Source organism: uncultured Nocardioides sp. (assembly GCF_947488025.1).
Taxonomy (GTDB): Bacteria; Actinomycetota; Actinomycetes; order Propionibacteriales; family Nocardioidaceae; genus Nocardioides.
In genome coordinates this window covers 343,382-367,992 of record NZ_CANKYS010000001.1, presented here as the reverse complement: position 1 = coordinate 367,992, position 24,611 = coordinate 343,382, and the positions used below count along the sequence as shown (strand labels likewise).

Here is a 24,611-nt window from a genome sequence, read left to right as displayed (position 1 = left end):
GGGTGGAGCAGGACGCCGCCCCGGAGCGCCGCTCGTACGACGCCAGCGGGCGCCGCGCGGCCGCCGAGCGACGACGGATCCACGTCGCCGAGGTGGCCGCGCGGCTGTTCGCCGAGCGGGGCTGGAGCGGCACCACCCTCGCCCTGGTCGCTGCCGAGTCGGAGGTGTCCGTCGAGCTGGTGACCAAGACCTTCGGCACCAAGGCCGGTGTCTTCATGGCGGCCTTCCGGTCCGCCGGGTTCGGGCGCCGCGGCGGGCTGCTGGAGGCTTTCGCCGCCCTGCGGCTCGAGGACGAGCCCGACGTGGAGGTGCGGCTCGACCGGTTCGTCGAGCTCGCCTGCAGCATCGTCGTACCGATGGGTCCGCTGGTGTGGGTGCTGGGGACTGGCGCCGAGCAGGACCCCGCCCTGCGCGACCTCGTCCGGGGTGCCCACCTCGCCCACGCGGCGATGTGCGAGGACCTGGTGCGGCTGCTCGCGCGGGGGGAGCCGGCGCCGGACGCCGTCGACGAGGTCTACCTGCTGACGCGCGCGGAGACCTACCTGACGCTCGCGCAGCACCGCGGCTGGACGGTCGAGCGGTACGCCGCGTGGCTGCGCCGGTCGCTGCGCACGGCCGTCGACGGAGCGACCGACGGACCGACCGGGGGCCGTCCCAGCAGCTCGATCGGCGGAAGTGTGCCACCCGGCCCAGAATTGGGTACCATCTGACCGGATCCAAACGTGGGGTATGGATCCCGGGTCCAGAAGGTCCGGTCGGGTGGGGGCCCGGCCGGGCCTGCTGCTCGCCGATAGGCTTCCGGTCATGAGCGAGATCGACATCGGCCGTGCCAAGCGCGGTCGCCGCGCCTACTCCTTCGACGACATCGCGATCGTGCCCTCCCGGCGCACCCGCGACCCGGAGGAGGTCAGCACCGCCTGGCAGATCGACGCCTACCGCTTCGACATCCCCGTGCTCGCCGCGCCGATGGACTCCGTCATGTCGCCCTCGACGGCGATCGCCCTCGGGCAGATGGGCGGGCTCGGGGTGCTCAACCTCGAGGGCCTCTGGACGCGCTACGACGACCCGACCGGCCTGCTGGAGGAGGTGGCCGGACTCCAGGGCGCCGACGCCACCCGCCGGATGCAGGAGATCTACACCGAGCCGATCAAGCCCGAGCTGATCACCGCGCGCCTCAAGGAGGTGCGCGCCGCCGGTGTCACCGTGGCCGGGTCGCTGTCGCCACAGCGCACCAAGGAGCACGTGAAGGCCGTCGTCGACGCAGGGGTCGACATGTTCGTCATCCGCGGCACGACCGTCTCCGCCGAGCACGTGAGCAGCAACGCCGAGCCGCTGAACCTCAAGGAGTTCATCTACGAGCTCGACGTCCCCGTCATCGTGGGCGGCTGTGCGACCTACCAGGCCGCGCTCCACCTCATGCGCACCGGCGCCGCCGGCGTGCTCGTCGGCTTCGGCGGCGGTGCCGCCCACACCACGCGTACGGTCCTCGGCGTCGCGGTGCCGATGGCGAGCGCGGTCGCCGACGTGGCCGCGGCCCGCCGTGACTACCTCGACGAGTCCGGCGGCCGATACGTCCACGTCATCGCCGACGGCTCCATCGGCAGCTCGGGCGACATCGCCAAGGCGATCGCCTGCGGCGCCGACGCGGTGATGATCGGCTCGCCGCTCGCCCGTGCCAGCGAGGCCCCGGGCCGGGGCTTCCACTGGGGGAGCGAGGCGACGCACGCCGAGCTCCCGCGCGGCCAGCGGGTGCAGTTCGACCCGGTCGGCTCGCTGGAGGAGATCATGTTCGGTCCCTCGCGCACCGCCGACGGCACGATGAACCTCGTCGGCGCCCTGCGCCGCGCCATGGCGACCACGGGCTACACCGAGCTCAAGGAGTTCCAGCGCATCGAGGTCGTCGTCCAGCACTGATCCTCGGTCGGTCCGGGCTGGGGCGCCCCTGAGACACTGACCGCATGACGCTCGCCAAGGCCCTCGATGCCGACCAGCGCGCCGACGCGCTCCAGCAGCTGGGGTCCGGCGAGCTCGACGTGCTGGTCGTCGGCGGCGGCATCGTCGGCGTGGGCGCCGCTCTCGACGCGGTCACGCGCGGCCTCAAGGTGGGCCTCGTCGAGCAGCGCGACCTGGCCTCCGGCACCTCCTCGCGCTCGTCGAAGCTGGTGCACGGTGGCCTGCGCTACCTGGAGATGTTCGACTTCGCGCTGGTCAAGGAGGCGCTGGAGGAGCGCGGCCTGCTGCTCACCCGGCTCGCGCCGCACCTGGTACGGCCCGTGCCGTTCCTCTACCCGCTCGAGCACGCGTGGGAGCGCCCCTACGTCGGTGCCGGCGTCGCGCTCTACGACACGATGGCGATGACGGGCAAGTACGACATGGGCGTGCCGAAGCACAAGCACGTCTTCCGCAAGCAGCTCGCCCGGATGGCGCCCGACATCCGCACCGACGACCTCCACGGCGCGATCCGCTACTACGACTGCCAGGTCGACGACGCCCGGCTGGTGATGACCATCGCCCGCACCGCCGCCAACAACGGCGCCCACGTGGCGACCCGGACCAAGGTGACCGGCTTCCTGCGCGAGGGCGACCGCGTCGTCGGCGTACGGGCCCGCGACCTCGAGGGCCAGCGCGACCTCGAGATCCGAGCCCGCGTCGTCATCAACGCGGCCGGCGTGTGGACCGACGAGGTGCAGGACCTGGTGGGCGGCGAGGCGCAGCTCGACGTCGACGCCAGCAAGGGCATCCACGTCGTCGTGCCCAAGGACCGGATCCGGTCCGAGTGCGGCTTCATCACCAAGACCGAGAAGTCCGTGCTGTTCGTGATCCCGTGGGACCAGTTCTGGATCATCGGCACGACCGACACGGCCTGGGACCTCGACCTGGCCCACCCCGCCGCCAGCAAGACCGACATCGACTACGTGCTCGAGCACGCCAACCGGCTCCTCAAGGACCCGCTCGACCACCGTGACGTGGTGGGGGTCTACGCCGGCCTCCGCCCGCTCCTCAAGCCGATGCGCAAGGAGGGCGACATGGGAGAGACCACCAAGCTCTCCCGCGAGCACACCGTCGCCAACCCCGTGCCCGGCCTCGTGCTGGTCGCCGGCGGCAAGCTGACGACGTACCGCGTCATGGCGCGCGACGCCGTCGACCACGCGATCCGTGACTTCGACGCCACCCCCGCCTCGATCACCGACCGGGTGCCGCTGATGGGGGCGTGGGGCCACGAGGCGCGCACCAACCAGCGGGTCGCGCTCAGCCGCGCGTCCGGCCTCGAGATCGGGATGATCGACCACCTGCTCGGTCGCTACGGCGGGCTCGTCGACGAGCTGCTCGCCCTGATCCACCGTCGTCCCGATCTCGGCGAGCCCCTGCCCGGGGCCGAGCACTACCTGCGCGCCGAGGTGCTCTACGCCGTCACCCACGAGGGCGCGCGCCACCTCGACGACGTGCTGGCCAGGCGTACACGCGTGTCCATCGAGACCTTCGACCGCGGGATCGCCGCCTCCAGGCCGGCAGCCGAGCTGATGGCCGAGGCGCTGGGGTGGGACGAGGCGCAGACCGAAGCGGAGGTCGACCACTACCTGCGACGCGTCGAGGCGGAGCGGCAGAGCCAGCTCATGCCGACCGACCAGGAGGCCGACGAGGCGAGGGTCAAGGCTCCCGAGATCGTCTAGAGCCGCTGGATCGGTCCCGGTGCCGACAGGCCGAAGGCCTCGCGCAGGCCGGAGCGCTTGCCGCCGGCCTCGAGCGCGTCGGCGACCTTGCCGACCGGTCGGGCACCCGGCCACACGTGCACGACCATCAGGACCAGCGAGACGGCGGCGCCGCCGAGGTAGGTGAGGATGCTGCCGTCGGGCAGCACGAACGCGGCGGCGACCGAGGCGATCGCGATGAACTCCGCGATGGCGAACCGCATGATCATCAGCGCCTGCCAGCGGGTGCGGGCCTGTGCGGCCGCCTCGTCGTCGGAGAGGTCCGCGGCCAGGGGCGGGGTGCGGTAGCCGACGGTCTCGAGCAGCAGGTGCGCGACGACACCGGCCAGCACCTGCACCGCCAGCGGCAGGAGGGGGAACGCGTCCGGGGCGGGCAGCACCACCGACAGGGCGACCCCGATCACGACCAGGGCGCCCATGAGCGAGCCGGCCAGGATGCGGGTGGACGGGGCGAAGGGCGCGGAGGCGGGCACCGGCGTCGTCATGCGGCGAGCCTAGACGCCGGCGGCGTGCCCGATCGCGGTTGGACAAATCTGGCCGATATGTCGAATGTTGGGACGAAGTGACCAACCGGTAGCAACGGCGTCGACCGCGACCTACGCTGCAGGAATGAGTGAGCAGACCCCCGCCTCCGGTCCCATCACCGACGGGCCCGCGGACCCCGAGCACGACGCGACCGCGGCCTACGGCCTCGACCGGGCCTACGTCGCCAGCCTCACGCGGCGCCTCGTCAGCACCACCGGGGACACGCTCGCCGTGGCGTCGCCGATCGGCGGCACGCCGCTCGCGCACGTCCCCCAGTCGAGTCCCGCCGACGTCGCCGAGGCGTTCACCCGGGCCCGCCGCGCCCAGGTGTCGTGGGCGGCCACCTCCGTCGACGACCGGGCGGCGGCGCTGCTCCGCCTGCACGACCTGCTGCTCGACCGCCAGCAGGAGCTCATCGACCTGGTGGTGTGGGAGTCGGGCAAGGCCCGCAAGGACGCGTACCTCGAGGTCGCCCACCTCGCGCTCACGGCGCGCTACTACGCCCGCACCGCCCACGAGCACCTCGACACCCGGCGGGTCGGCGGCATGTTCCCGGTGCTCACCCGCGCCGAGGTCAACCGGGTGCCGAAGGGCGTCGTCGGCATCATCTCGCCCTGGAACTACCCCCTCTCGATGGCGCTCTGCGACGGCATCCCGGCGCTGCTGGCCGGCAATGCCGTGGTCTCCAAGCCCGACGCCCAGACCGTGCTGACCGCGCTGCTCGCCGCGCAGCTCCTCGAGGAGGCGGGCATCCCGGCCGAGACGTGGCAGGTGGTCGCCGGCCCCGGTCCCGAGGTGGGCGGCGCGATCGTCGCCCACGCCGACTACGTCTGCTTCACCGGATCGACCGCCACCGGCCGGCTCATCGCGCAGGGGTGCGCCGAGCGGCTGATCGGCTGCTCCCTCGAGCTCGGTGGCAAGAACCCGATGCTCGTGCTCCGCGACGCCGACGTCCAGCGGGCCGCCGAGGGCGCCACCCGCGCGGTCTTCTCCAACGCCGGCCAGCTGTGCGTGTCGATGGAGCGCCTCTTCGTCGCCGACCAGGTCTACGACCGCTTCGTCGACGCCTTCGTCTCGCGCACGCAGGCGATGACCCTCGGCGCCAGCCAGGACTGGTCGGTCGACATCGGCTCGCTGATCTCCCAGGCCCAGCTCGACACGGTGACCCGTCACGTCGAGGACGCCGTCGCCAAGGGTGCGCGCGTGCTCACCGGCGGCCGGCACCGTCCCGACCTCGGCCCCTTCGTCTTCGAGCCCACGATCCTCGAGGGTGTCTCGGCCGACATGGAGTGCTTCGGCAAGGAGACCTTCGGCCCGGTCGTCTCGCTCTACCGGTTCCACAGCGAGGACGAGGCGGTCGAGCGCGCCAACGACGGCAGCTACGGTCTCAACGCCTCGGTCTGGACCCGCGACGCTGCGCGCGGTCGCGCGCTCGCCCGTCGCATCAGGTGCGGCACCGTCAACGTCAACGAGGCCTACGGCGCGACGTTCGGCTCGCTGGGTGCCCCGATGGGGGGCATGCGCGAGTCCGGCCTCGGCCGCCGCCAGGGCGCCGAGGGCATCCACCGCTACACCGAGGCACAGTCCGTCGCCACGCAGCGACTCATGCCGATCGCGCCCATGTTCGGGATGTCGGAGGAGACCAACGCCAAGGTCATGACCGGGGCGCTGCGGCTGATGAACAAGCTGGGCCTGGCATGACTTCCACCCCGCAAGCCGCCCCCGAGGCCACGCACTACGACGTCCTCGTCGTGGGGTCGGGCTTCGGCGGCTCGGTCACGGCCCTGCGGCTGACCGAGAAGGGCTACTCGGTCGGGGTGCTCGAGGCCGGCGCCCGCTTCGCCGACGACGAGCTGCCGGAGCACGGCGGCGACGTGAAGAAGTTCCTCTTCCGCCCGGAGGTCGGTCTCTACGGCATCCAGCGCATCGACATCGTCCACGACTGCTTCATCCTCGCCGGCGCCGGTGTGGGCGGCGGCTCCCTCAACTACGCCAACACCCTCTACGAGCCCCCGGAGCCCTTCTTCCAGGACCCGCAGTGGTCGCACATCACGGACTGGCGGTCCGAGCTGGCGCCCTACTACGACCAGGCCAAGCGGATGCTGGGCGTCACGACGTACGCCAGGACCACGCCCGCCGACGTGGCGATGAAGAAGGTGGCCGACGAGATGGGGGTCGGCCACACGTTCGTGCCGACGCCCGTGGGCGTCTTCTTCGGGGAGCCCGGGCAGGCCGAGGGCGAGACGGTGCCCGACCCGTTCTTCGGCGGCGCCGGGCCGGAGCGGTCCACCTGCATCAACTGCGGCTCGTGCATGACCGGCTGCCGGCACAACGCGAAGAACACCCTGGTCAAGAACTACCTCCACCTCGCCGAGGGCAACGGCGCCGTCGTGCACCCGCTGACCACCGTCACCGACGTACGACCTCGCGCCGGGGGCGGGTACGAGGTCACGGCCCGCTGGACCAAGGCCAAGCTGTCGCGCCGGCGAGCGGTCAGGACCTTCACCGCCGACCACGTCGTGTTCTCCGCCGCCGCGATCGGCACGCAGCGCCTGCTGCACCGCCTCAAGGCCGAGGGCTCGCTGCCCGGGATCTCCGACCGGCTGGGCGTCCTCACGCGCACCAACTCCGAAGCCATCCTCTGGGCCACCGCCAACGACGACGCCGTCGACTGGACGGACGGCGTCGCGATCACCTCGAGCTTCCACCCCGACGAGCACACGCACGTCGAGCCCGTCCGCTACGGCCGCGGTCGCAACGTGATGCCGCTGATGGCGACCGTGCTCGTCGACGAGGTGCTCGGCGAGAAGCGGTGGCGCACGTGGGGCAAGGAGCTGTGGCGCCAGCGCGACGGGCTGCGCGACCTCTACTCGCTCGACACGTGGTCGCGTCGCACCGTGGTCGCCCTGGTCATGCAGACGCTCGACAACTCGATCACCACGGTGTGGCGCAAGCGCGGCGGCTTCGGCTACCTGTCGTCGACCCAGGGCCACGGCGCCCCCAACCCGACCTACATCGCACCGGCCTACGACGCCGTACGCCGGCTGGCTCGGATCATGGGCGCCCGTCGGGCCTACGGCGCGATCGGCGAGCCCCTCGGGATGCCGCTGACGGCGCACTTCATCGGCGGCTGCGCCATCGGCGACTCGCCCGCGACCGGTGTCGTGGACCCCTACCAGCGCCTCTACGGCTACGACGGCCTGCACGTGGTCGACGGCTCGGCGGTGTCGGCGAACCTCGGGGTCAACCCGTCGCTCACGATCACCGCCCAGGCGGAGCGCGCGATGTCGTTCTGGCCCAACAAGGGCGAGGCCGACCCGCGTCCGGCGCTCGGCTCGGCCTACCGCCGGCTCGCTCCGGTGGCGCCGAAGAACCCCGCCGTCCCGGAGGCCGCGCCGGGAGCACTGCGCCTGCCCATCGTCGGCGTGAGCTGAAAACACCCGATCGGGCCGTAACCACCTCTCGGAGACATCGTTGGGCCGGGTGAGGGACCCGGCAGTCATGCTCCCTCCCAAGGGCCGGGTCTCTCGTCCCGTCGCTGCTCGCAGTGGCTGGGAGCCAAAGCCCCAGGGCCCGATCACCCTCCCTCCCCGATCGGGCCCTGGGGCGATTTCGGACCGGGATGAGCGGGCCGGGCCCGATGCTCCGCACTCGCTCCCCGATCGGGCCCTGGGGCGATTTCGGCCGCGTCTCGGCCCGGTCCCATCCCAGGGGCGTACGTCGATAGACTCGGCGCGTGACGCAGCCTGGAGAGCACGACCTGGTCCTCGTCGTCGACTTCGGGGCGCAGTACGCCCAGCTGATCGCGCGGCGCGTCCGCGAGGCGCGGGTCTACTCCGAGATCGTTCCGCACACCATGCCGGTGGCCGAGATGCTCGCGCGCAAGCCGAAGGCGATCATCCTGTCGGGCGGCCCGTCGAGCGTTTACGCCGAGGGCGCCCCGGGCATCGACTCCGGTGTCTTCACGGCCGGGGTGCCGGTCTTCGGCATGTGCTACGGCTTCCAGCTGATGGCCAAGGGCCTCGGCGGCGAGGTCGCCCACACCGGCGCGCGCGAGTACGGACGTACGCCGGTCTCCGTCTCCGAGCCGGGCACGCTCCTCGAGGGCCTCCCGACCGAGCACAAGGTCTGGATGTCGCACGGCGACTCCGTCGCGCGGGCACCCGAGGGCTTCACCGTGCTCGCCTCCACCGAGGACACCCCGGTCGCCGCCTTCGAGGACGTGGGCCGCGGCCTCGCCGGCGTCCAGTGGCACCCGGAGGTCCTGCACTCCGAGCACGGCCAGAAGGTGCTCGAGCACTTCCTGCACCACATCGCCGGCGCGCGCCAGACGTGGACCATGCTCAACATCGCCGAGGAGCAGATCGAGCGCGTCCGCGAGCAGATCGGCGACAGCGGCCTGGCGATCTGCGGCCTGTCCGGCGGCGTCGACTCCGCCGTGGCGGCCGCCATCGTGCAGCGCGCCATCGGCGACCGCCTCCACTGCGTCTTCGTCGACCACGGCCTGCTCCGCGAGGGCGAGGCCGAGCAGGTCGAGCGCGACTTCGTCGCCGCGACCGGCGTCAACCTCCACGTCTACGACGCGCGCGAGACGTTCCTGTCCGCCCTCGCCGGGGTCACCGACCCGGAGGAGAAGCGCAAGATCATCGGCCGCGAGTTCATCCGCGCCTTCGAGGCCGCCGAGGTGCAGGTGCTCGGCGAGGCGGCCGAGCACGGCGACAAGGTGGGCTTCCTCGTGCAGGGCACGCTCTACCCCGACGTCGTGGAGTCCGGCGGAGGTGCCGGCACCTCCAACATCAAGTCGCACCACAACGTCGGCGGCCTGCCCGAGGACCTCGAGTTCGCACTCGTGGAGCCGCTGCGCACCCTGTTCAAGGACGAGGTCCGCCTCGTCGGCGAGCAGCTCGGCCTGCCGGCGGACATGGTGTGGCGCCAGCCGTTCCCCGGCCCGGGCCTGGGCATCCGGATCATCGGCGAGGTCACGGCCGACCGCCTCGACATCCTGCGCCGCGCCGACGCCATCGCCCGCCAGGAGCTCACCCGCGCCGGCCTCGACCGCGACATCTGGCAGATGCCGGTCGTGCTCCTCGCCGACGTCCGCTCCGTCGGCGTCCAGGGCGACGGCCGCACCTACGGCCACCCCGTCGTGATCCGCCCGGTCACCTCCGAGGACGCGATGACCGCCGACTGGGCCCGCCTGCCGTACGAGGTGATGGAGCGCATCTCCACGCGGATCACCAACGAGGTCGAGGAGATCAACCGGGTCACCCTCGACATCACCTCCAAGCCTCCGGGCACCATCGAGTGGGAGTGAGCTCGCCGGCAGCGGTGAGTGGCGCAGGTTCTGACGCCCCGAAACTTGCCTCACGCACCGCCACCCGGGCGGTCCGGCGGGGAGCGGTGAGTGATACACCTTTTCGGCCCTCGGAACATGTCCTGCTCACCGCTACCCGCACGCCGGTGGCGAGCAGCACATCGCGCCACCTGGAGAGCTCCGAGGGCTTCGAGGTGGAGGTCGTCGTCGGCGACTGACCTCCCGAGGGGTGGTCGCGCCCGCCGTCGCCCGGGGTCTAGGTTTCTCGGTGGCCCCAACTGAATCACTGCTGACGCTCGGGAGGAACGCGTGTCCGAAACCCTGATCGACGCGACCTGGCTGGACTACCTGCTGGTCGCGATCTACTTCGGCTTCGTGCTCGGCATCGGCGTGATGGCCCGGCGGTCGGTGTCGGAGTCGATCGACTTCTTCCTCTCGGGACGTTCGCTCCCGGCCTGGGTGACCGGTCTCGCCTTCATCTCCGCCAACCTCGGGGCCGTCGAGATCATGGGCATGTCGGCCAACGGTGCCGAGCTGGGCCTGCCGACGTTCCACTACTTCTGGGTCGGCGCGGTCCCGGCGATGCTGTTCCTCGGCGTCGTGATGATGCCGTTCTACTACGGCTCGAAGGTCCGCTCCGTGCCGGAGTTCATGTTCCGACGGTTCGGGACGGGCGCGCACCTCGTCAACGCGATCAGCTTCGCGGTCGCGCAGCTGCTGATCGCGGGTGTCAACCTCGCGCTGCTGGCGGGGATCGTACGCGCCCTGCTCGGCTGGGAGATCTGGATCGCGCTGATCGTGGCGGGCGTCGTGGTCCTCTCCTACATCACCCTCGGCGGACTGAGCGCCGCGATCTACAACGAGGTGCTGCAGTTCTTCGTCATCGTGGCCTCCCTGGTCCCGCTCACGCTGATCGGCCTGCACCGCGTCGGTGGCTGGGACGGACTGACCGACAAGATCACCGCCGCGTCGGCCGGGGCGTCGTCCGCGTCCGAGGCGCCGCCAGCGGACCAACAGCTCAACGCCTGGCCGGGCCAGGCGCTCTCCGGCTTCGACTCCCCGCTCCTGTCGGTCATCGGCATCGTCTTCGGGCTCGGCTTCGTGCTGTCCTTCGGCTACTGGACGACCAACTTCGTCGAGGTGCAGCGGGCGATGGCCTCCGACTCCATCTCCTCGGCCCGCAAGACGCCGATCATCGGCTCCTTCCCCAAGATGTTCATCCCCTTCATCGTCATCGTGCCGGGCATGATCTCCGCCGTCCTGGTCAAGGAGATGATCGACCTCAAGAACGGCGGCAGTCCCGAGGGCGGCGCGTCCGGGGAGGGCGTCGCCTACAACGACGCGCTGCTGCTCCTGATGCGCGACGTCCTGCCCAACGGGCTGCTCGGCCTCGCGATCGCGGGCCTGCTCGCGGCCTTCATGGCCGGCATGGCGGCCAACATCTCCGCCTTCAACACGGTCTTCTCCTACGACCTGTGGCAGCGCTACATCCGCAAGAACCACAGCGACGACTACTACCTGCGGATCGGCCGGATCGCCACCGTGGGCGCGACGGTCGTCGCGATCTTCACCGCCCAGATCGCGCTCGGCTACGACAACGTCATGAACTACCTCCAGACGCTGTTCGGGTTCTTCAACGCACCGCTGTTCGCGACCTTCATCCTGGGCATGTTCTGGAAGCGGATGACCCCGACGGCCGGCTGGGTGGGACTCGTGGCCGGCACCCTGTCGGCCATCGCGGTCGACCGCACCGCTGCGGCTGGTGTCTTCGAGCTGTCCGGCCAGGGTGTGGCCTTCCTCGCGGCGTCGGTCGCCTTCACGGTCGACATCGTGCTGAGCGTCGTGGTCTCCCTGGTGACCAAGCCCAAGCCCGCCTCCGAGCTCAGGGGCCTGGTCTACTCCGAGACGCCGCGCGAGGAGCGCACCGACCCCCACGAGGCGTCGTACCCCTGGTGGCGCCGCACGCTCCCGCTCGCCGGCATCTCGCTCGCGATGGTCATCATCCTCAACTTCGCCTTCTGAGAGGGGCCACCATGACCGACACGTCCGGCACGTCCGACACCTCAGCCGCTCCGCACAAGGCCGGCGCGTTCGACATCCGCAACATCATCGGCGCCCTCATGGGCATCTACGGCGTGATCCTCGTGCTCGCCGGGCTGCTCGGCGAGCACGAGCCGGACAAGACCGGGGGCGTCAACGCCAACCTGTGGACCGGGCTGGCGCTGATCGTGGTCGCCGCCGTCTTCATCGGCTGGGCGCGGCTGCGGCCCATCGTCGTGCCGGAGGGCTTCGACCGGCCCGACGACGACCCGACCCGCCCGGCGCCCCAGCGCAAGCGCCCCCCGACGCACTGACGCGGGTCTAGGGTCTCCGCATGGAGAGCCTCGACCACCTCGTCGGTGGTCTCGCGAGCGAGCTCGACGTCCGCCTCGCGGACGTCGACGCCGCGCTCGCGGCCCACTACCCGGGTGAGCGCGCCGGGCGTCAGCCCGTCCACACCGTGTACGTCCCGGCCGACCGCTTCCACCCGGGCCTGATCGGCGACCACGGCGCGGCCGCGCTCGGTGTGGTGGAGCAGCACGAGGACCGCCTGCTCGCGCTCCTCGACGGTGACGGCGACCTGCTGTCGCTGGTGCGCGCCAAGCTCGAGCGCGAGCCCGTCGAGGACCTCCGCATCGACTTCGAGGACGGCTACGGCACCCGGTCCGACGACGAGGAGGACGACGACGTACGACGTGCGGCGCGCGACCTGCGGGCGGCCCTCGACGCCGGGACGGCCGCGCCCTTCACCGGCATCCGGTTCAAGGGGTTCGAGGCCCCGACCCGGGCCCGGGGCGTGCGCACCCTGACCCTCTTCGTCGCCGGTCTGGTCGAGGACGGCCCGCTGCCGCCGACCTTCGTCGTCACGCTCCCGAAGGTGACCGCTGTCGAGCAGGTCGAGGCGCTCGTCCACGTGGCCACGCGACTCGAGCGCGAGCTGGGCCTCGCCGACGGGGCCCTGCGCTTCGAGATCCAGGTCGAGACCCCGCAGTCGATCCTGGGCCCCGACGGCAGCGCGCTCGTCGCGCGGATGGTGCACGCCTCGGCCGGCCGCTGCACCGGCCTCCACTACGGCACCTACGACTACTCCGCCTCCTGCGGCATCGCCGCGGCCCACCAGAGCCTCGAGCACCCCGTCGCCGACCACGCCAAGGCGGTCATGCAGGCCGCCGCGGCCGGCACCGGCGTACGCCTCTCCGACGGCTCCACCAACCTGCTGCCGGTCGGCGGGCCCGACGAGGTCGAGGCCGCGTGGGCCAACCACCTGCGGCTCGTGCGGCGCTCGCTCGCGCGTGGCTACTACCAGGGGTGGGACCTCCACCCGGCGCAGCTGCCCACCCGGTTCGCGGCCACGTTCGGGTTCTACCGCGACGGGCTCGCAGCCGCGGCGGACCGGCTGCGCACCTACGTCGAGCGCCGCGACTCCGGCGTCCTCGACGAGCCGGCGACCGCCCGCGCGCTCGCCGACTTCCTGCTGCGCGGGACCGACTGCGGCGCCCTGTCGCAGGACGAGGTGGGCGAGGGCACCGGGCTCGACCCGCACCGGCTCGCCGGGCTGGCACACCGCACCCGAGGACAGGAAGGCTGAGGCATGGGGATCGTTCTTGGACCGAACCGCTACGGCAAGGCGGAGACGCGTGTGGTGCGCATCGTGCGCGACACCGAGCGCCACCAGATCCGCGACCTCACCGTGTCGACGTCGCTCCACGGCGACTTCGCCGCGGCGCACACCGACGGCGACCAGTCGCACGTGCTCCCCACCGACACGCAGAAGAACACGGCGTTCGCCTACGCGAAGAAGCACGGTGTCAGCTCGCCCGAGGACTACGCGATCGCGCTCGGCAGCCGCCTGCTCGAGGCCACGCCGGCCGCGGAGGGAGCCGTGGTGCGGGTCGAGGAGCACGCGTGGGACCGGATCCCCGTCAACGGCTTCGGTCACGACCACGCCTTCGTGCGGCGTGGTGGCGAGGTGCGCACCACGGTGGTCGAGGTGACGTCGGCGGGACCGGTGGTCACCTCCGGGCTGCGCGACCTGGTGGTGCTGAAGTCGACCGGCTCGGAGTTCACGGGCTTCCTGCGCGACGAGTACACGACGCTCGCCGACGCCGACGACCGCGTCCTGGCGACCGAGCTGAAGGCCGCCTGGCGCTTCTCCCGCCTCGACGACGTCGACTGGAACACCACCTGGGACGCGGTGCGCGCGAGGCTCCTGGCGACCTTCGCGACGACCTACAGCCGCGCCCTGCAGGAGACGCTCTACGCGATGGGCCGCGCGGTGCTCGAGGCGCACGACGAGATCGACCGGATCTCCTTCGAGGCCCCCAACAAGCACCACTTCCTCGTCGACCTCGAGCCCTTCGGGCTCGACAACCCGGGCGAGGTGTTCATCGCCGCCGACCGGCCCTACGGGCTGATCGAGGCGACCGTCATGCGGGAGGAGCCATGAGCGTCTCCCGCTTCGACGCCGCGAGCGACGACGAGGCCCGGCAGCTGCTGCTGACCTGCCTCGACGCGCCGCGGTGGGCCGACCGGGTCGTCGCCGGCAGGCCGTACGACACCCTCGGCGACGTCGAGGCCGCGATGGTCGCCGCGTCGGCGACCATCTCCGACGAGGACCTCACGCAGGCGCTGGCCCGGCACCCCCGCATCGGCGAGCGTGCCGACGCAGCGCTGCACGACGCCGACCACTCCGCGCGCGAGCAGTCCGGCGTCGACCACGACGACGCCGATCTCGCCCGCAGGCTCGCCGACGGCAACCGCGCCTACGAGGAGCGCTTCGGTCGTGTCTTCATCGTCCGGGCGGCGGGCCGCGACGGGCACGACATCCTCGAGCACCTGCAGCAGCGCCTCGACAACAGCGACGACCTCGAGCGCGCCGCCACGATCGACCAGCTGACCCAGATCGCCGTCCTGCGGATGAGGGAGGCACTGTCCTGATGGCGTCGCTGAGCACCCACGTCCTCGACACCGCGACCGGACGGCCGGCCACGGGCCTGCGCGTCACGCTCGAGTCCGCGGACGGGAGCGTCCTCGCCGAGGCCGTGACAGACGCCGACGGCCGGGTCGGCGACCTCGCCGCCGACCTCGTCGCCGAGGACCACGTCCTGCGCTTCGACACCGGGGCGTGGTTCGCCGCGCAGGACCGGGCCGCCTTCTACCCCGAGGTCGTCGTCGTGTTCAGCGTCGTCGACGACCGGCACCACCACGTGCCGCTCCTGCTGAGCCCGTTCGGCTACTCGACCTACCGGGGCAGCTGAGCGTGGCACCCCCGACGGAGCTGGACACCGTCATCCGTGCCGCTCGCGCGGTCGTCGACGGCGTGGAGCAAGCCGTCGCGGTCGGCATTCGCGAAGGTCGCGTCGTCGCGCTGGCGGCGTACGACGATCTCGCGGCGCCGGAGGTCGTCGAGCTCACCGACGACGAGGTGCTGCTGCCGGGGCTGGTCGACACCCACGTCCACGTCAACGAGCCGGGGCGCACCGACTGGGAGGGCTTCGCCAGCGCCACCCGGGCCGCGGCCGCCGGCGGCGTCACCACGATCGTCGACATGCCGCTCAACAGCGTCCCGCCCACCACGACGGTCGCGGCGCTGGAGGAGAAGCGTCGCGTCGCGGTCGACCAGGTGTGGGTGGACGTCGGCTTCTGGGGCGGCGCCGTCCCCGGCAACGTCGCCGACCTGGCACCGCTCCACGAGGCCGGCGTCCTCGGCTTCAAGTGCTTCCTGCTCGACTCCGGCGTCGAGGAGTTCCCGCACCTGGCCGCGGCCGACTTCGCCACCGCGATGGCCGAGACCGCCCGGATCGGCTCGTTGATGATCGTGCACGCCGAGGACGGCGACGAGATCACCGAGTGTGCCCACGGCACGGCCTACCGAGGCTTCCTGGAGAGCCGGCCGGATGCCGCCGAGGAGCGGGCCGTCTCGTTGGTCATCGACACCGCCCGCCGCACCGGCGGGCGCGCCCACGTGGTGCACCTGAGTGCCTCCGGCGCGGTGCCGGCCCTGCGGGCCGCGCGGGCCGACGGCGTCGACGTCTCCGTGGAGACCTGCCCGCACTACCTCCACTTCGACGCCGCGACCGTCGCCGACGGCGCCACCGAGCTCAAGTGCTGCCCTCCGATCCGCGACGCCACCAACCGCGACGCGCTGTGGCAGGCGCTGGCCGACGGCGACATCGACCTCGTCGTCTCCGACCACTCGCCGTGCACCGCCGACCTCAAGCACCGCGACACCGGCGACTTCGCTGACGCCTGGGGCGGCATCGCCTCCCTCCAGCTCGGCCTGCCGGTCGTCTGGACGGGCGCCCGCGAGCGCGGCGTACCCCTCACCGACGTGGTGCGCTGGATGGCCACGGCGCCCGCCCGCCGGGTGGGCCTGGCCGGCAAGGGCGAGATCGCGGTCGGCGCCGACGCCGACCTCTGCGTGTTCGCGCCCGACGAGGAGCGGGTGGTCGACCCCGCCGCGCTCCACCACAAGAACCCGGTCACGCCCTACGCCCGGCGTACGCTCACCGGCACCGTGCGGGCCACCTGGCTGCGCGGTCGTCCGGTCGACCTGGCGGCCGGGCCACGGGGACGACTGCTGAGGAGAGGCGAGGCCCGATGAATTACTGGGTGCCACGGGGCGGGCTGCCGTCGCAGACCGACCTGACCACCGGCCAGTCCGGCCGGGCGGTCTTCACCGAGGCGTACGCCGTCATCCCGCGCGGCACGCTCAGCGACATCACCGCCAGCCGGTTGCCGCACTGGGACGACACCCGCCTCTGGGTGATCGCCCGGCCGCTGTCCGGCTTCGCCGAGACGTTCTCGTGGTACGTCGTCGAGGTGGCGGCGGGCGGCGGGTCGGACCGGCCCGACGACGACCCCGACGCGGAGTCGGTGCTCCTCGTCGTCGACGGGACCGCCGAGCTCCGCGTCGGCGGACGGTCCGGGGGAGACGTGCACGCCCTGCGTCCCGGGACCTACGCCTTCCTCCCGCCCGGCACGGCCTGGTCGCTGCGCACGACCGGGGAGTCCGCGACGTTCCACTGGATCCGCAAGGCCTACGAGCGCGTCGACGGCGTCGAGGTGCCCGAGCCCTTCGTGGTGCACGAGGACGACGTGGCGATCGAGCCGATGCCTGACACGGGCGGCGCGTGGGGCACGCAGCGCTTCGTCGACCCGCTCGACGTGCGCCACGACATGCACGTCAACATCGTGAGCTTCGAGCCCGGCGGCGCGATCCCGTTCCCGGAGACGCACGTGATGGAGCACGGGCTCTACGTCCTGGAGGGCAAGGCGGTCTACCTGCTCAACCAGGACTGGGTGGAGGTGGAGGCGGGCGACTTCATGTGGCTGCGCGCCTTCTGCCCGCAGGCCTGCTACGCCGGCGGTCCCGGCCGGTTCCGCTACCTGCTCTACAAGGACGTCAACCGGCACCCGCGACTTCACCCGGTCGTGACGTCGGGCGCGTAGATTCACGAGGGGGAGGAACATGCCGGATCCGCAGGTGACCGTCAACGGGCGACCGCGCCCGCTCGTCGGCACGCCCACCCACACCAACGCGCTCGACTTCCTGCGCGGCCTCGGGCTCACCGGGGCCAAGGAGGGGTGTGCGGAGGGGGAGTGCGGCGCCTGCGCCGTGATGGTCGTGCGCCCCGCCGGCGCAGGGAGCCGGTGGACGCCGGTCAACGCCTGCCTCGTGCCGGCCCTCGCGCTCGACGGGCAGGAGGTCGTCACCGCGGAGGGCCTCGGCACGCCCGAGCACCTGCACCCCGTGCAGGCCGGGCTCGCGGCCGGCGGCGGCTCCCAGTGCGGCTACTGCACGCCCGGCTTCGCGTGCTCGATGGCCGCGGAGTACTACCGCCCCGACCGCCCCGAGGGTCCTGACGGGTTCGACCTGCACGCGATCGCGGGCAACCTGTGCCGCTGCACCGGCTACCGCCCGATCCGCGACGCGGCCCGCGCCCTCGACGCTCCTGCGCCGGCGGACCCGCTGGCCGAGAGGCAGGCCCGGCCCGCGCCCGACGTCGTACGCACCCGGGTCGACGGCTTCGACCGTCCCGGCGACCTCGCCGAGGCCCTCGCGCTCCTCGCGGAGCACCCCGACGCCGTGGTGGTCGCCGGGTCCACCGACTGGGGCGTGGAGGCCAACCTGCGCGGTCGTCGGGCGTCCCACGTCGTCGCGGTCGACCGGCTGCCCGAGCTGCGGGGCTTCTCTACGGACGGCCCGATCGAGATCGGCGCCGCGCTGACCCTGAGCGAGGTCGAGGCCGCGCTCGGTGGCACCGTGCCGCTGCTCACCGAGGTGTGGCCGCTCTTCGCCTCGCCGCTCATCCGCAACGGCGCGACGATCGGTGGCAACCTCGCCACCGCGTCGCCGATCGGCGACCTCGCGCCCGCCCTGCTCGCCCTCGACGCCACCGTGGTGCTCGCCTCGGCGTACGGCGACCGGGAGGTCGCGCTGGCCGACTTCTTCACCGGCTACCGCGAGACCGTGCTGCGCGCCGGCGAGCTCATCCGGGCCGTCCGCGTGCCCGCACCGCTGGCCGCGCACGCCACCTTCCGCAAGGTCGCCAAGCGTCGCTACGACGACATCTCCAGCGTCGCGGTGGCCGCCGCCCTCGACGTCGTCGACGGCACCGTCGTGCGGGCACGCATCGGTCTCGGCGGGGTCGCCGCGACACCCCTGCGCGCCCGCGCCACCGAGTCCGCCCTGGAGGGTCGGCCGTGGACCGCGGAGACCGTCGAGGCGGCGTCGCTGGTGCTCGCCAATGAGGGCACGCCCATCGACGACCAGCGGGCCAGCGCCGCCTACCGCTCGGCGATGCTGGGCAACGCGCTGCGGGCCTGGTGGTGCGAGGCGTGGGGCGAGGGGGAGTCGTCGTGAGCCGCCTCTCCGAGCGCCCGGACGACGCGGTCGTCGGCCTCGCCCTGCCCCACGAGAGCGCCGCCCTGCACGTCACCGGCCACGCGCTCTACACCGACGACCTGGTGCACCGCACGCCGCACGTCCTGCACGCGCACCCGGTCTGCTCGCCCCACCCGCACGCCCGGGTCACCCGGCTCGACGCCACACCCGCGCTCGCCGTGCCGGGCGTCGTCCGCGTGCTGACCGCCGACGACGTGCCCGGCACCAACGACGCCGGCGTGAAGCACGACGAGCCGCTGTTCCCCGAGGTCGTGATGTTCGTCGGCCACGCGGTCTGCTGGGTGCTGGCCGACACCCTCGAGGCAGCCCGGCAGGGCGCGGCCGCGGTCGAGGTCGACTACGAGCAGCTGCCCGCGATCGTGTCCCTCGCCGAGGCGATCGAGGCCGAGCACTTCCAGGGCGGCCAACCGGTCATCGCCCGGGGTGACGTCGAGGAGGGCCTGGCCGGCGCCACCCGCGTCTTCAGCGGCGTCACCGAGATGGCGGGGCAGGAGCACTTCTACCTCGAGACCCATGCCTCGCTGGCGCTCGTCGACGAGGGCGGTCAGGTGTTCGTGCAGAGCAGCACCCAGCACCCGAGCGAGACGCAGGAGATCGTCGCGCACGTGCTCGGCCTCGACAGCCACCACGTCACCGTGCAGTGCCTGCGGATGGGCGGTGGCTTCGGCGGCAAGGAGATGCAGCCGCACGGCTTCGCGGCGATCGCCGCCCTCGGTGCGGTCCTGACCGGTCGGCCCGTCCGGCTCCGCCTGAGCCGCACCCACGACATGACGATGACCGGCAAGCGCCACGGCTTCCACGCCCAGTGGCGCGTCGGCTTCGACGACGACGGGCGGCTGGCGGCCCTCGAGGCGACGTTGACCTCGGACGGCGGCTGGAGCCTCGACCTCAGCGAGCCGGTGCTGGCCCGGGCGCTGTGCCACGTCGACAACGCCTACTGGATCCCGCACGTGCTCCTGCACGGCCGCGTGGCCCGCACCCACAAGACCTCCCAGACCGCCTTCCGCGGCTTCGGCGGGCCGCAGGGGATGCTGGTGATCGAGGACATCCTCGGTCGCTGCGCCCCGCTGCTCGGGGTCGACCCCGTCGACCTGCGCCGGAAGAACTTCTACGTCGAGTCCCAGGCCACGCCCTACGGTCAGGTGGTGCGCCACCCCGAGCGGCTCGCCGCCGCGTGGGACCAGGTGCTCGAGACCGGTGATGTCGTACGCCGTCGGGCCGGTGTCGCGGCCTTCAACGCCGCCCACCCCCACCGCAAGCGCGGCCTCGCGGTGACGCCGGTGAAGTTCGGCATCTCCTTCAACTTCACCGCCTTCAACCAGGCCGGCGCGCTCGTGCACGTCTACAAGGACGGGTCGGTGCTGATCAACCACGGCGGCACCGAGATGGGCCAGGGGCTGCACACCAAGATGCTGCAGGTCGCGGCCACCACCCTGGGCGTGCCCCTCGCGAAGGTCCGCGTCGCACCCACCCGCACCGACAAGGTGCCCAACACGTCCGCGACAGCGGCGAGCTCCAGCACCGACCTCAACGGGGGTGCGGTCAAGGACGCCTGCGAGCAGGTCCTGGCGCGCCTCCGCGAGGTCGACGCGGGGCGCGGCCTGCCCTGGGCAGAGCTGGTGCGGGAGGCCTACTTCAGCCGGGTGCAGCTGTGGGCCGCGGGCTTCTACCGCACCGAGGGCATCCACTGGGACTCCACGCTGATGAGCGGCCACCCCTTCAAGTACTTCGCCTACGGCGTCGCCGCGGCGGAGGTCGAGGTCGACGGCTTCACCGGCGCCCACCGCACCGTGCGGGTCGACATCGTGCACGACGTCGGCGACAGCCTCTCCCCGCTCGTGGACATCGGCCAGGTCGAGGGCGGCTTCGTGCAGGGGGTGGGCTGGCTGACGATGGAGGACCTGCGCTGGGACGAGTCCGACGGCCCCGGGCGCGGCCGGCTGACCACCCAGTCCGCCAGCACCTACAAGCTCCCGAGCCTGGGCGAGCTGCCCGACGAGCTCCACGTCGCCCTGCTCGAGCACGCCCACGAGGACGGTGCGGTCTACGGCTCGAAGGCGGTCGGTGAGCCGCCGCTCATGCTGGCGTTCGCGGTCCGTGAGGCGCTGCGGGAGGCGGTCGCGGCGTTCGGACCGGAGGGTGCCAGCGTCGAGCTCGCCTCCCCGGCCACGCCCGAGGCGGTCTTCTGGGCGGCCGAGCGCGCGCGGGGCGCGGCCCCCGACCACGTCGTCGAGGGCCTGCCCGGCGCGGTGCCCGACCGGCCGGACCCGGCGGCGCCGCCCCTCCACCCCCGGTCCGAGCAGGCGGCCGGCGCGGCGGGGGAGGGCTGACATGCACTGGCTGGGAGCGGTCGAGCGGCTGCGGGAGCAGCGGGAGGCGGGAGTGCTGGTGACCGTCGTGGACGTCCGCGGGCACGCGCCCCGCGACGCCGGCGCCAAGATGGTCGTCTCGGCCGGGGAGTCGTGGGGGAGCGTGGGCGGCGGCAACCTGGAGGAGACCGCACTCGCCCGCGCCCGGACGATGGTCGATCAGGGGACCCAGACCCCCGAGCAGCTCGTCCTCGGCCTCACCGACAAGGCCCGCACCGATCACGGCCGCCAGTGCTGCGGTGGCGAGGTGACCCTGCTGCTCGAGCCGCTGCCGGTGGTCGGCTCCGTCGCGATCTTCGGCCTCGGCCACGTCGGTCTCCAGCTGGCCCGCATCCTCGCGGCGCACGACCTCGACCTGCACCTCGTCGACTCCCGCCCCGGCCTGCTCGCCGACGAGCGGCTCGCCCTGCCGGCCGACGGCGAGGCCCGGGTGCGGGTCCACCACTCACCGGTCCCCGAGCTGGCGCTGGGAGCCGTCCCGCCCGGCACCCACGTGCTGGTCATGACCCACGACCACGCCGAGGACTTCGCCCTCTGCGACGCGGCACTGCGCTGCACGCACCTCGGCTCGGTCGGGCTGATCGGCTCGGCCGCCAAGTGGGCCCGCTTCCGCACGGGGCTCGCTGTGGAGGGGCACGACGAAGCAGCCGTCGCTCGCATCCGCTGCCCGATCGGGCTGCCCGGCCCCGCCTCCTCGTCCAAGCTGCCCGTCGCCATCGCGGTCTCGGTCGCGGCCGAGCTGATGGACCTCCTCGCCGCCGACCGCAGGACCCTCAGGTGAGCGGTGCCGGGGTCGTCTACCGGGCCCGCGCCTACGACGCCCCCGACGACCCGTTCACCTCCAGCGGCCCCGCCTTCCGCTACGACGACGATCTCGGCCTCGCGGTCTCCGACGACGGCGTGATCACCGACCGGGGGCCCTTCGCCTCGGTCGCGGCCCGTCTCCCCGCGGCGCCCGTGATCGACCTGCGGGCCGGGATCCTGCTGCCGGGCCTGGTTGACACCCACGTCCACTTCCCGCAGGTGCGGGTGATCGGCGCGCTCGGCATGCCGCTGCTCGAGTGGCTCGAGCGGTGCGCCCTGCCGGAGGAGGAGCGCCTCGCGTCGACGTCGTACGCCGCCACGGTGGCCGGCGAGCTCGTGGCCGGGCTGATCGCCGCGGGGACCACGACGTCCCTGGTCTTCGGGTCCCACTTCGCGCCCGCGGTCGACGCGCTCTTCACCGAGGCCGAACGGTTCGGGCTGCGGATCACGAGCGGGCTCGTGGTCAGCGACCGCGTGCTGCCGGAGCCGCTGCTCACCACCGCCGAGCGCTCCCACGAGGAGGCGGTCCGGCTGGCGAAGGACTGGCACGGGCGCGGCCGGCTGCGCTACGCCGTCACGCCCCGCTTCGCGCTCTCGGCGTCCGACGAGATCCTGGCCTCCTGCGCCGACGTCCTCGCCGCGGTCGACGGCGCCTGCTTCACCTCCCACGTCAACGAGAACAACGCGGAGGTCGCCACGGTCGCCGACCAGTTCCCGCACCGGGCCCACTACGTCGACACCTACGACCACCACGGGCTGCTCGGCGGGTGCTCGGTGCTGGCCCACAACGTCCACCCGACCGATGCCGAGCTCGCCGTGCTGGCCGCCCGGGGCACGGCGGTGGCCTACTGCCCGACGAGCAACGCCGCCCTGGGGTCGGGCATGTTCTCCCTGCGCCGCCACGTCGGTGCGGGTGTGCGGGTCGCGCTCGGCAGCGACGTCGGGGCGGGCACCGGGTTCTCGATCTTCAAGGAGGGCCTGCAGGCCTACTTCCTGCAGCACCTGCTCGGCGCCGACGGGCTGCCGCTGGCCGCCGGGCACCTCCTGCACCTCAGCACCGCGGCCGGTGCGGCGGCGCTCGGCCTCGGTGACGTGACGGGCGACCTCAGCCCCGGCAAGCAGTTCGACGCGATCTGCGTGCGTCCACCCGTCGGCACCGCGCTCGACATCGGGCTGCGGCACGCCGGGTCGCCGGAGGAGGCGCTCGGCAAGGTGTTCGCGCTCGCCGGTGACGCCGACGTCGCCGACGTGTGGGTCGGTGGCGACCAGGTCGCCTCGGGCGGGTTCGTCCGGCCGGTCAGTCGCCCCGCGCCAGCAGGACGTCGTACGCCTGCAGGGTGAGGAAGTCGGGGAACTCCTCGCCCAGCGCGCAGTCGACGAAGAGCTGGCGGGCGTCGTCGTCCACCGCGCCGGCGAGGGCCTCGTGCTCCTCGGCGACCAGCCGCTCGACGAGCTCGCGCGTGACCACCTCGCCGGTGTCGAGCGTGGCGTCGTTGTGCACCCACTGCCACACCTGCGAGCGCGAGATCTCGGCGGTGGCGGCGTCCTCCATGAGGTTGTCGATGCCGGCGGCGCCGTTGCCGGACAGCCAGGCGTGGAGGTACTGCATGCCGATCCGCACGTTGCCCCGCAGTCCTGCCTCGGTGCGCTCGCCGGGCGTCTGGCCGACCGCGAGGAGGTCGTCGGCCGAGACCGACACGTCGTCGCGCGTGACGCCCAGCTGGTTCGGAGCCCCGGCGAGTGCGGCGTCGAACACCTCGGCGCACAACGGCACGAGGTCGGGGTGGGCCACCCACGAGCCGTCGAAGCCGGCGCCGGCCTCGCGGGTCTTGTCCTCGCGCACCTTGGCGAAGGCGCGCTCGTTGACCTCCGGGTCGCGCCGGCTCGGGATGAACGCCGCCATCCCGCCGATCGCGAAGGCGCCCCGGCGGTGGCAGGTCTGCACGAGCAGGTCGCTGTAGGCCCGCATCATCGGTGCCGCCATGGTCACCGCGTTGCGGTCGGGCAGGGTGAAGCCCGGTCCTGCGTCGCGGAAGTTCTTGATGATGCTGAACAGGTAGTCCCAGCGGCCGGCGTTGAGTCCCGCCGCGTGGTCGCGCAGCTCCCAGAGGATCTCGTCCATCTCGAACGCGGCCGTGATGGTCTCGATGAGCACGGTCGCGCGCACCGAGCCGTGCGGCACCCCGAGCGCCGCCTCGGCGTGGGTGAAGACGTCGTCCCACAGGCGCGCCTCGAGGTGGGACTCCAGCTTGGGCAGGTAGTAGTAGGGCCCGCTCCCGGAGGCGAGCAGCTCGCGGGCGTTGTGGAAGAAGTGCAGCCCGAAGTCCACCAGGGCGGCGACGACCGGTCGGCCGGCGGCGGTGAGGTGGGCCTCGTCGAAGTGCCACCCGCGCGGGCGGGGGAGGGCCACCGGCGCGTGCGCGGGGTCGGCGACGGCGTACGCCTTGCCGTCGGGAGAGGTGAAGGTCAGCCGCCCCCGGACGGCGTCGCGCAGGGTCAGCTGGGCGCCCACGACGTTGCGCCAGTGCGGCGTGTTGGCGTCCTCGAGGTCGGCGAGCCACACGCGCGCACCCGAGTTGAGGGCGTTGATCGCCATCTTGGGGTCGGTGGGGCCGGTGATCTCGACGCGGCGGTCGCGCAGGTCGTCGGGCACCGGCGCGACCGTCCACTCCGACGTGCGCACGTCCGCGGTCCCGGGCAGGAAGTCGAGGCGGCCGGTCCGGGCGACCTCCGCGCGCCGGGCCCGGCGCGCGGCGAGCAGCTCGTCGCGCCGCTCGTGGAACCGCGCGTCGAGGTCGGCCACGAAGGCGAGCGCCTCCGGCGTCAACACCTCCTCGGACCGCGGCACGGGAGGGGCGGACACGTCGAGGCCGGTCATGGCGCCACGCTAGCCCTCACGACGGACCGGTGGTCCAGTCCACAGGGGCCTCGTCGGCCGTTTT

Annotated in this window: 20 protein-coding genes; 18 read left to right on the top strand and 2 right to left on the bottom strand. The window is 72.7% G+C overall.

Translation table 11 applies throughout. The features are described from left to right. Window positions 1–2 precede the first annotated feature (2 nt). The 3 genes from Q1B24_RS01665 (at window position 3) to Q1B24_RS01655 (ending at window position 3,671) form a co-directional block, all read left to right on the top strand. Entirely contained in the window at window positions 3–710 is a 708-nt protein-coding gene (locus Q1B24_RS01665; RefSeq protein WP_299922523.1) for a TetR/AcrR family transcriptional regulator, read from the top strand. 94 nt (window positions 711–804) lie between these two features. After that, window positions 805–1,914, top strand: coding sequence for a GuaB3 family IMP dehydrogenase-related protein (locus tag Q1B24_RS01660; RefSeq protein WP_299922521.1), 1,110 nt, complete (start codon window positions 805–807; stop codon window positions 1,912–1,914). Window positions 1,915–1,958: 44 nt separating this feature from the next. After that, window positions 1,959–3,671, top strand: a complete 1,713-nt coding sequence (locus Q1B24_RS01655) for a glycerol-3-phosphate dehydrogenase/oxidase (protein WP_299922519.1) — start codon at window positions 1,959–1,961, stop codon at window positions 3,669–3,671. Here Q1B24_RS01655 and Q1B24_RS01650 read toward each other — a convergent pair. After that, window positions 3,668–4,195, bottom strand: coding sequence for a hypothetical protein (locus Q1B24_RS01650; RefSeq protein WP_299922517.1), 528 nt, complete (start codon window positions 4,193–4,195; stop codon window positions 3,668–3,670). The genes Q1B24_RS01655 and Q1B24_RS01650 overlap by 4 nt on opposite strands. Window positions 4,196–4,319: 124 nt before the next feature. Between Q1B24_RS01650 and Q1B24_RS01645 the strand changes: the two genes are divergently transcribed. From Q1B24_RS01645 to Q1B24_RS01575, 15 genes are all read left to right on the top strand, one after another. Then, window positions 4,320–5,936, top strand: a complete 1,617-nt coding sequence (locus Q1B24_RS01645; protein ID WP_299922515.1) for a succinic semialdehyde dehydrogenase — start codon at window positions 4,320–4,322, stop codon at window positions 5,934–5,936. Continuing rightward, window positions 5,933–7,669: a GMC family oxidoreductase gene (locus Q1B24_RS01640; RefSeq protein ID WP_299922513.1), complete on the top strand. Its 1,737-nt coding sequence runs from the start codon at window positions 5,933–5,935 to the stop codon at window positions 7,667–7,669. Before Q1B24_RS01645 ends, Q1B24_RS01640 begins: the two co-directional genes overlap by 4 nt. 302 nt (window positions 7,670–7,971) lie before the next feature. Continuing rightward, on the top strand, window positions 7,972–9,549 hold the full coding sequence (gene guaA, locus Q1B24_RS01635; RefSeq protein WP_299922511.1) for a glutamine-hydrolyzing GMP synthase: 1,578 nt from the start codon (window positions 7,972–7,974) through the stop codon (window positions 9,547–9,549). A 309-nt stretch (window positions 9,550–9,858) separates the two neighbouring features. Beyond that, complete coding sequence (locus tag Q1B24_RS01630; protein WP_299922509.1) at window positions 9,859–11,571, top strand: sodium:solute symporter family protein; 1,713 nt, start codon at window positions 9,859–9,861, stop codon at window positions 11,569–11,571. Window positions 11,572–11,582: 11 nt separating this feature from the next. Continuing rightward, window positions 11,583–11,903, top strand: a complete 321-nt coding sequence (locus tag Q1B24_RS01625) for a hypothetical protein (protein ID WP_299922507.1) — start codon at window positions 11,583–11,585, stop codon at window positions 11,901–11,903. Window positions 11,904–11,923: 20 nt separating this feature from the next. Next, window positions 11,924–13,177, top strand: coding sequence for an aldolase/citrate lyase family protein (locus Q1B24_RS01620; RefSeq protein ID WP_299922505.1), 1,254 nt, complete (start codon window positions 11,924–11,926; stop codon window positions 13,175–13,177). Window positions 13,178–13,180: 3 nt separating this feature from the next. Beyond that, window positions 13,181–14,035, top strand: coding sequence for a factor-independent urate hydroxylase (pucL, locus tag Q1B24_RS01615; protein WP_299922503.1), 855 nt, complete (start codon window positions 13,181–13,183; stop codon window positions 14,033–14,035). Further along, window positions 14,032–14,526, top strand: coding sequence for a 2-oxo-4-hydroxy-4-carboxy-5-ureidoimidazoline decarboxylase (uraD, locus tag Q1B24_RS01610; RefSeq protein WP_299922501.1), 495 nt, complete (start codon window positions 14,032–14,034; stop codon window positions 14,524–14,526). The genes pucL and uraD overlap by 4 nt, the downstream gene beginning before the upstream one ends. Further along, complete coding sequence (uraH, locus tag Q1B24_RS01605) at window positions 14,526–14,846, top strand: hydroxyisourate hydrolase (RefSeq protein WP_299922499.1); 321 nt, start codon at window positions 14,526–14,528, stop codon at window positions 14,844–14,846. Before uraD ends, uraH begins: the two co-directional genes overlap by 1 nt. A 2-nt stretch (window positions 14,847–14,848) precedes the next feature. Beyond that, window positions 14,849–16,192 carry an allantoinase AllB gene (gene allB, locus Q1B24_RS01600; protein WP_299922497.1) on the top strand — a complete coding sequence of 448 codons (1,344 nt, stop codon included), beginning with the start codon at window positions 14,849–14,851 and terminating at the stop codon, window positions 16,190–16,192. Further along, window positions 16,189–17,040 carry a bifunctional allantoicase/(S)-ureidoglycine aminohydrolase gene (locus Q1B24_RS01595; RefSeq protein WP_299922495.1) on the top strand — a complete coding sequence of 284 codons (852 nt, stop codon included), beginning with the start codon at window positions 16,189–16,191 and terminating at the stop codon, window positions 17,038–17,040. The genes allB and Q1B24_RS01595 overlap by 4 nt, the downstream gene beginning before the upstream one ends. Before the next feature lie 19 nt (window positions 17,041–17,059). Continuing rightward, window positions 17,060–18,454 carry an FAD binding domain-containing protein gene (locus Q1B24_RS01590; RefSeq protein WP_299922493.1) on the top strand — a complete coding sequence of 465 codons (1,395 nt, stop codon included), beginning with the start codon at window positions 17,060–17,062 and terminating at the stop codon, window positions 18,452–18,454. Next, on the top strand, window positions 18,451–20,826 hold the full coding sequence (xdhB, locus tag Q1B24_RS01585) for a xanthine dehydrogenase molybdopterin binding subunit (RefSeq protein ID WP_299922491.1): 2,376 nt from the start codon (window positions 18,451–18,453) through the stop codon (window positions 20,824–20,826). Before Q1B24_RS01590 ends, xdhB begins: the two co-directional genes overlap by 4 nt. 1 nt (window position 20,827) lies before the next feature. Further along, complete coding sequence (xdhC, locus tag Q1B24_RS01580) at window positions 20,828–21,646, top strand: xanthine dehydrogenase accessory protein XdhC (RefSeq protein WP_299922489.1); 819 nt, start codon at window positions 20,828–20,830, stop codon at window positions 21,644–21,646. Further along, window positions 21,643–23,010, top strand: coding sequence for a guanine deaminase (locus tag Q1B24_RS01575; RefSeq protein WP_299922487.1), 1,368 nt, complete (start codon window positions 21,643–21,645; stop codon window positions 23,008–23,010). The genes xdhC and Q1B24_RS01575 overlap by 4 nt, the downstream gene beginning before the upstream one ends. Here the strand turns inward: Q1B24_RS01575 and aceB are convergent. Continuing rightward, window positions 22,967–24,547, bottom strand: coding sequence for a malate synthase A (gene aceB, locus Q1B24_RS01570; protein WP_299922485.1), 1,581 nt, complete (start codon window positions 24,545–24,547; stop codon window positions 22,967–22,969). The two genes, Q1B24_RS01575 and aceB, sit on opposite strands and share 44 nt — an antisense overlap. Window positions 24,548–24,611 lie beyond the last annotated feature (64 nt).

Coding starts and splice junctions, on each gene's coding strand:
- Q1B24_RS01620 (WP_299922505.1), top strand. CDS start 11,924: ATGGAGAGCCTCGACCACCTCGTCGGTGGTCTCGCGAGCGAGCTCGAC.
- pucL (WP_299922503.1), top strand. CDS start 13,181: ATGGGGATCGTTCTTGGACCGAACCGCTACGGCAAGGCGGAGACGCGT.
- Q1B24_RS01595 (WP_299922495.1), top strand. CDS start 16,189: ATGAATTACTGGGTGCCACGGGGCGGGCTGCCGTCGCAGACCGACCTG.
- Q1B24_RS01650 (WP_299922517.1), bottom strand. CDS start 4,195: ATGACGACGCCGGTGCCCGCCTCCGCGCCCTTCGCCCCGTCCACCCGC.
- uraH (WP_299922499.1), top strand. CDS start 14,526: ATGGCGTCGCTGAGCACCCACGTCCTCGACACCGCGACCGGACGGCCG.
- Q1B24_RS01660 (WP_299922521.1), top strand. CDS start 805: ATGAGCGAGATCGACATCGGCCGTGCCAAGCGCGGTCGCCGCGCCTAC.
- Q1B24_RS01655 (WP_299922519.1), top strand. CDS start 1,959: ATGACGCTCGCCAAGGCCCTCGATGCCGACCAGCGCGCCGACGCGCTC.
- aceB (WP_299922485.1), bottom strand. CDS start 24,547: ATGACCGGCCTCGACGTGTCCGCCCCTCCCGTGCCGCGGTCCGAGGAG.
- xdhC (WP_299922489.1), top strand. CDS start 20,828: ATGCACTGGCTGGGAGCGGTCGAGCGGCTGCGGGAGCAGCGGGAGGCG.
- Q1B24_RS01640 (WP_299922513.1), top strand. CDS start 5,933: ATGACTTCCACCCCGCAAGCCGCCCCCGAGGCCACGCACTACGACGTC.
- Q1B24_RS01645 (WP_299922515.1), top strand. CDS start 4,320: ATGAGTGAGCAGACCCCCGCCTCCGGTCCCATCACCGACGGGCCCGCG.
- Q1B24_RS01590 (WP_299922493.1), top strand. CDS start 17,060: ATGCCGGATCCGCAGGTGACCGTCAACGGGCGACCGCGCCCGCTCGTC.
- Q1B24_RS01625 (WP_299922507.1), top strand. CDS start 11,583: ATGACCGACACGTCCGGCACGTCCGACACCTCAGCCGCTCCGCACAAG.
- uraD (WP_299922501.1), top strand. CDS start 14,032: ATGAGCGTCTCCCGCTTCGACGCCGCGAGCGACGACGAGGCCCGGCAG.